We start from the raw sequence: 460 nt of genomic DNA, 5'->3' as shown, positions 1-460 counted from the left end.
CTAGTTACTTCAAATTAATTAATCCGTAGTCATCTCGGAGTTCTTTGTCAACCAACCGAAAATTATTCCATTTCCGATCAAGCCAATAAGTTTCTTCAATGTGCTCTAATAATATTATTTGGATTCCACCATACAACTTCATTTTTTCCACAAATGAATTTATCTCATTAAGGGCTGTATCAAGGCTATCAAAATCATCAGTTTTTTTACCACCAGTACTGAAATATGGGGTACTTGGTTGGTCAATCACAATGAATCTCGGCATCCAGGGAACATCTCGTTCCCGCGCTATTTCGTGTAGGGCAAGAAAATAAGCAATATGAACGTACATATAGTTAGATGCACTACCTATATCAATCATTTTCTCTACTTGATTCCTATTAACTAGATCGAGTGTTTTCTTGCCTTTATTGAGAATTGGGCTAGCGTCTTCAAAACCTTTCAATGGCATCCTTGACAG

General features: G+C 36.5%; 1 protein-coding gene. It reads right to left on the bottom strand.

From position 1 onward, the window contains the following. Window positions 1–4: 4 nt before the first annotated feature. Window positions 5–460: DUF3732 domain-containing protein (locus tag V2A85_RS24450; RefSeq protein WP_420072658.1), on the bottom strand; the 456-nt coding region annotated here is incomplete at its 5' end.

Source organism: Yersinia sp. 1252 StPb PI (assembly GCF_048593885.1).
Lineage (GTDB): Bacteria > Pseudomonadota > Gammaproteobacteria > Enterobacterales > Enterobacteriaceae > Yersinia > Yersinia enterocolitica_E.
The sequence above is the reverse complement of the archived record's forward strand: the minus strand, read 5'-3'. Positions and strand labels throughout refer to the sequence as shown.